Here is a 4,844-nt window from a genome sequence, read left to right as displayed (position 1 = left end):
CGATTTCAGCGACACCGGCAGCGCGCTGCCACAGCCACAGGTCGCCCTGCCAGGCCCCTTGCTCAATAACGCGACTGTCGTTGCCGCCGGCGATCGCAGCCGCATCGTGCTCTCGCTAGCCAAGGCCAGCGCTTATCAGGCCAGGGTCGAAGGTAATCGCGTACTGGTTACGCTAGGCAATGTCGAGGCGCGCCCGCTCGCTGCCAGCATCACGGCACCGGTACTTGAACGCCCAGTCAGTATGCCGGCCACCATGGCAGCATCCAGTGCCGAGGTTGGCCAGATTGATTTTCGGCGCGGCAGCGATGCCTCGGGCCGGGTCGTGATCGACCTACCCAATGCCAACAGCAGCACCGATGTTAGCCGCAGCGGCAAGAGCCTGATCATCAATCTGGGCGCACCATTGCCACGCCGTCTGGAACGGCGGCTGGATGTCACCGACTTTGGCACCCCGGTGCAGAGCATAGCGGCCAATAATCAGGGTAAGAGCAGCCGTATCGTGCTGCAAAATACCGGTGAATGGGAGTTCTCGTCCTATCAGGCCAATAAGCAGTTGGTGGTGGAGGTGCGCAAGATCTCCAGCGAGCAGGCCAATGCTGCACTGATGGCGCTGGGGAAATCCGTCTACAAGGGCGAGAAACTATCGCTGAACTTCCAGAACGTCGAAGTCCGCGCCGTGCTGCAAACGCTGGCCGAATTTGCCGGTTTCAATCTGGTCACCGGCGACACCGTCACCGGCACCATGACCCTGCGCCTGAAGGATGTACCCTGGGATCAGGCACTGGACATCGTGCTGCAGCAAAAAGGACTGGCCAAGCGCCAGATCGGAAATGTGATCCGCATTGCGCCGCAGGCGGACATGATCGCGCTGGCCAAACAGGCCGCAGAAGCCAAGGAAGCGACCAGCCTGCAAGAACCACTGATTACCGAAGTATTCCAGATCAAATACCGTACGGTAGAAGAAGTGATGGCTGCCATCGCCGGTCTGGTCGATATCGACAGCAAGGAAAAAAACACAAGCGCGCAGGTCAACAGCAGCAATAACGGCATGAAGGCATCAGCCTATGCCGACCCCAAGACCAACCAGTTGATCGTGCGCGAAAAACCGCCGGTACTGGATGAAATCCGGGCGGTACTGGCCATCATTGACAAACCGTCCAAGCAGGTACTGATCGAGGCGCGCATCGTCGAGGTCAACGACAGTTTCCAGCGCGATCTGGGCATCAAGCTGGGCTTTGCCAAGATAGGGGGGGATACTTCTGTCGGATCTGGCTATGGCCCGAATGGAGGAACACCACTTCCAGGCACAGGCAATGGAACCCAAACATTACCTTCAACACCCAATATCAACCTACCAGCAGGCTTGCAAGGCGGTACGCTGGGCATGATATTTAAAGGCGCCAGCTCCATTATCGGACTCGAACTGCAGGCGATGCAGACTCAGGGCATTGGCAAGATCGTATCCAGCCCACGGGTACTGACTGCCGACCGCACCAAGGCGGTGATCAAGGAAGGTATCGAGATCCCATACCAGTCGAGCAGTGGCGATAGCGGAACGACCACCGAGTTCAAGGAGGCCAATCTGGTGCTGGATGTCACCCCGCAGATTACGCCGGACAACGAGATCATCCTTGATGTACAGGTCAATAAGGATGCAGCCAACTTCACGCAAACCGTCAATGGCGAGCCGTCTATCGACAAGCGCGAAGTCAAGACCCAAGTGCGCATTGGCGATGGCAATACCGTGGTCATCGGCGGCATCTACATTCAGGACGAGAGCGATACCGTCAGCAAGATCCCGCTACTGGGGGATATTCCGGTACTGGGCCATCTGTTCCGCAGCAATTCGCGCAAGAACGAGCGCCGCGAACTGCTGGTCTTTATCACTCCACGTATTGTGGAAAGTGATGTTTTGATCCGCTAAGCCGGCGACAACGCACAATGACATCCGATACAATGCCTGCCATGAAACTGGCAGGCAATTTATTCCTGGTCGGCCTGATGGGTGCCGGCAAGACCACCGTAGGTCGTGCGCTGGCAAGGCGCAGCGGCAAGACCTTCTATGACTCGGATTACGAGATCGAGCAGCGCACCGGCGTGCGCATTGCGACCATCTTCGACATCGAGGGCGAACGCCGTTTTCGCGAACGCGAAACGCTGGTGATTTCCGAACTGGTACAGCAGCGCGATATCGTGCTGGGCACCGGTGGCGGCGCCATCCTGAGCCCGGTCAACCGCCAGTTACTGGCCAGCCATGGCACGGTCATCTATCTGCGCGCCAGCATCGACGATATCCTGACCCGTACCCAGTACTGCACCAACCGCCCCTTGCTGCAAACTGCAGATCCGCGTGCCAAGCTTGAAGCCCTGTTTGCCGAACGCGATCCGCTATATCGCGAAATCGCCGATATCGTCATCGATACCACCCAACAAAACGTCAGCCTGCTGGTCTGCCAGCTGGAAGACAGGCTATCCCGCCTTCAGGGATCGCATCCGGAACATCCGCCAGCATGAGAACTCTTGACCTCGTTTTACCCGACACCCGCTACCCCATTCATATCGGCCAAGGGCTGCTGGACAAGGGCGAACTGATTGCACCGCATCTGGCACAAAACAAGGTTGCCATCATCAGCAACACCACCGTCGCGCCGCTCTATCTTGCACGCCTGAAACAGGCGCTGGCCGCGCAGGGTGTCAGCTCGCTGGAGATCGTGCTGCCCGATGGTGAAGACTTCAAGACCTGGGATACGCTGAACCGGATTTTCGACGTACTGCTGGAGCAAGGCTGCGAGCGCAAGACTACGCTGCTGGCCCTGGGTGGCGGGGTCATCGGTGATATGACGGGATTTGCCGCTGCCTGCTACCAGCGCGGTGTGCCGTTTATCCAGATTCCGACCACCTTGCTGGCGCAGGTTGACTCCTCGGTAGGCGGCAAGACGGCCATCAACCATCCGCGCGGCAAGAACATGATAGGTGCCTTCTACCAGCCCAAAGCGGTGATCGCCGACATGGATCTGCTCGATACCCTGCCCCAGCGCGAGCTATCGGCGGGGCTGGCCGAGGTCATCAAATATGGCTTACTGGGTGATGCGGCATTTTTTGCCTATCTGGAACAAAACATGCCGGCGCTGCTGGCGCGCGACAAGAATGTACTGGCGTATACCGTCGAGCACTGTTGCCGCATGAAAGCCGATATTGTCGGTCAGGACGAGAAAGAAAGCGGCATCCGCGCCCTGCTCAACCTGGGCCACACTTTTGGCCACGCGATCGAAGCCGGACTGGGCTTTGGCATCTGGCTGCACGGTGAAGCCGTCGCTGCAGGCATGCTGCTGGCGGCAGAAGCCTCGCGTTTATCCGGTGATATGCGTGAAGAAGAGGTACAGCGTATCCGCATCTTATTGCAGGCGGCAGGCTTGCCGGTGACGGCACCAGATCTGGGGCTAGTGCGCTGGAAGTCATTGATGGCACATGATAAAAAAGTAACAAACGGTAGTGTTCGCTATGTATTAATGAGCACCATTGGACAGGCCAAACTGGCCACATTGTCGGACAATATCCTCGATGCAACACTAACTGGTCGTTTTATACAACAATAGTTCCCTTTACCTGCAAATTAATGTGGCAAGCGATTGAGACTAATCTATCAGGCTGGTAATCTTGCTTTAGCCATTCGCTAAGGGGGGAAATAGCATGTTCAGTGCCATAGCAGGACTCGCGGGTCAAGCCAGTGTCAACAGCGCACGCAAATTGTGGCGTCAACTCAGTTATGTTTCTCCACGCAAGCGCGGCATCGATCCGGTAGGGGAAGCTGAAGTTTTCATGCACTACGGACGTGTTGACGATGCCATTATGGTGCTGCGCGATACCGTCAAGCATGACCCTAAAAATACGGCCGCCAAAGTCGCACTACTGCGCGCCTATTCCTGCCAGCGCAATGCCAAGGATTACTCTTCACTCGCGGCCACGCTGCGTGATGAACTGCACACCTACCCGGTATGGAACACCGTCCGTAAAAATGGTATGGCAATAGATCCGTACAATCCGCTCTACCATTGACATCCTCCCCGCCCTCTCGCTTGTGCGAGCCGGTCTTGAGACTGGAAAGGACGGGGATTCCTACTGCGTCTAGTCGCTTACGCGGCTAGCTCGCTTCGGTGGGTTTCTGCTGCTGGCGGTGTTACTGCGCCGCTCACTTCACAGGCTAGCCGGGCGTATCCCGCCCTTAAAATATTGATCGCGCCGACGGTATCGGCATGGTTCTCGTAGCCGCATTCGACACAGCAAAACCGTGCCTGAGTTTGGCGGTTCAGTTTCGAGATATGGCCACAGGCCGGATTCGGACAAGTCTGGCTGGTATGGTGCGGTGGTACGGCAATCAGGTGTCCACCTTTCCATGCCAGCTTGTAGTCCAGTTGCCGCCTGAACTCGCCCCAGCCTTGATCCAAAATGGCTTTGTTCAGGCCAGACTTCTGTTTTACCTTTCGCCCCGGTTGTTCGGCATCACCCGCCGCAGATTTCGACATATTCCGCACTTTCAAATCCTCAACACAGACAATCGCTTGGTTTTCACAGATGCGGGTTGAGGCTTGGTGCAGGAAGTATTTGCGGACGTTGCCGATACGGGCATGAAGCTTCTGGACGCGGGCTTTCGCCTTCTTCCAGTTGTTCGAGAACTTGGTTTTCCGGCTCAAGGCCTGCTGCGCTTTACGCAAGCGAGCTTGATGCCGTTTGAAGCTATTGGCCGGAGCGATGAAGCTGCCATCGCTCAAGGTGGCAAAGCGGGCGATGCCCAGATCAATACCGACCATGCCGCCTTTCGGCAGCGGGATGCTGACTTCACGCTC

General features: G+C 57.0%; 5 protein-coding genes. 4 read left to right on the top strand and 1 reads right to left on the bottom strand.

Annotated elements, in window-relative coordinates; translation table 11 throughout:
- The 4 genes from ACRC1E_RS04620 to ACRC1E_RS04605 all read left to right on the top strand — a co-directional run.
- Positions 1–1,924: type IV pilus secretin PilQ (locus ACRC1E_RS04620; RefSeq protein ID WP_438513934.1), on the top strand; the 1,924-nt coding region annotated here is incomplete at its 5' end.
- Positions 1,925–1,956: 32 nt separating this feature from the next.
- Complete coding sequence (locus ACRC1E_RS04615) at positions 1,957–2,514, top strand: shikimate kinase (protein ID WP_438513936.1); 558 nt, start codon at positions 1,957–1,959, stop codon at positions 2,512–2,514.
- Positions 2,511–3,596: a 3-dehydroquinate synthase gene (aroB, locus tag ACRC1E_RS04610; RefSeq protein WP_438513933.1), complete on the top strand. Its 1,086-nt coding sequence runs from the start codon at positions 2,511–2,513 to the stop codon at positions 3,594–3,596. Before ACRC1E_RS04615 ends, aroB begins: the two co-directional genes overlap by 4 nt.
- Positions 3,597–3,690: 94 nt before the next feature.
- The gene (locus ACRC1E_RS04605; protein WP_438513932.1) at positions 3,691–4,056 is read left to right on the top strand and encodes a type IV pilus assembly protein FimV; all 366 of its coding nucleotides are present in this window, start codon (positions 3,691–3,693) and stop codon (positions 4,054–4,056) included.
- A gap of 77 nt (positions 4,057–4,133) precedes the next feature.
- On the opposite strand, the gene ACRC1E_RS04600 is transcribed toward ACRC1E_RS04605, so the two are convergent.
- Positions 4,134–4,823, bottom strand: a complete 690-nt coding sequence (locus ACRC1E_RS04600) for an RNA-guided endonuclease InsQ/TnpB family protein (protein ID WP_438513935.1) — start codon at positions 4,821–4,823, stop codon at positions 4,134–4,136.
- Between the last annotated feature and the right edge of the window lie 21 nt (positions 4,824–4,844).

Source organism: Craterilacuibacter sp. (assembly GCF_051659485.1).
GTDB lineage: Bacteria > Pseudomonadota > Gammaproteobacteria > Burkholderiales > Chromobacteriaceae > Craterilacuibacter.
This window is presented reverse-complemented; position numbering and strand designations above follow the sequence as displayed.

Bases quoted from the DNA above. Each gene is read 5' to 3' on its own strand.
- ACRC1E_RS04615 (WP_438513936.1), top strand. From the start codon at position 1,957: ATGCCTGCCATGAAACTGGCAGGCAATTTATTCCTGGTCGGCCTGATG.
- aroB (WP_438513933.1), top strand. From the start codon at position 2,511: ATGAGAACTCTTGACCTCGTTTTACCCGACACCCGCTACCCCATTCAT.
- ACRC1E_RS04605 (WP_438513932.1), top strand. From the start codon at position 3,691: ATGTTCAGTGCCATAGCAGGACTCGCGGGTCAAGCCAGTGTCAACAGC.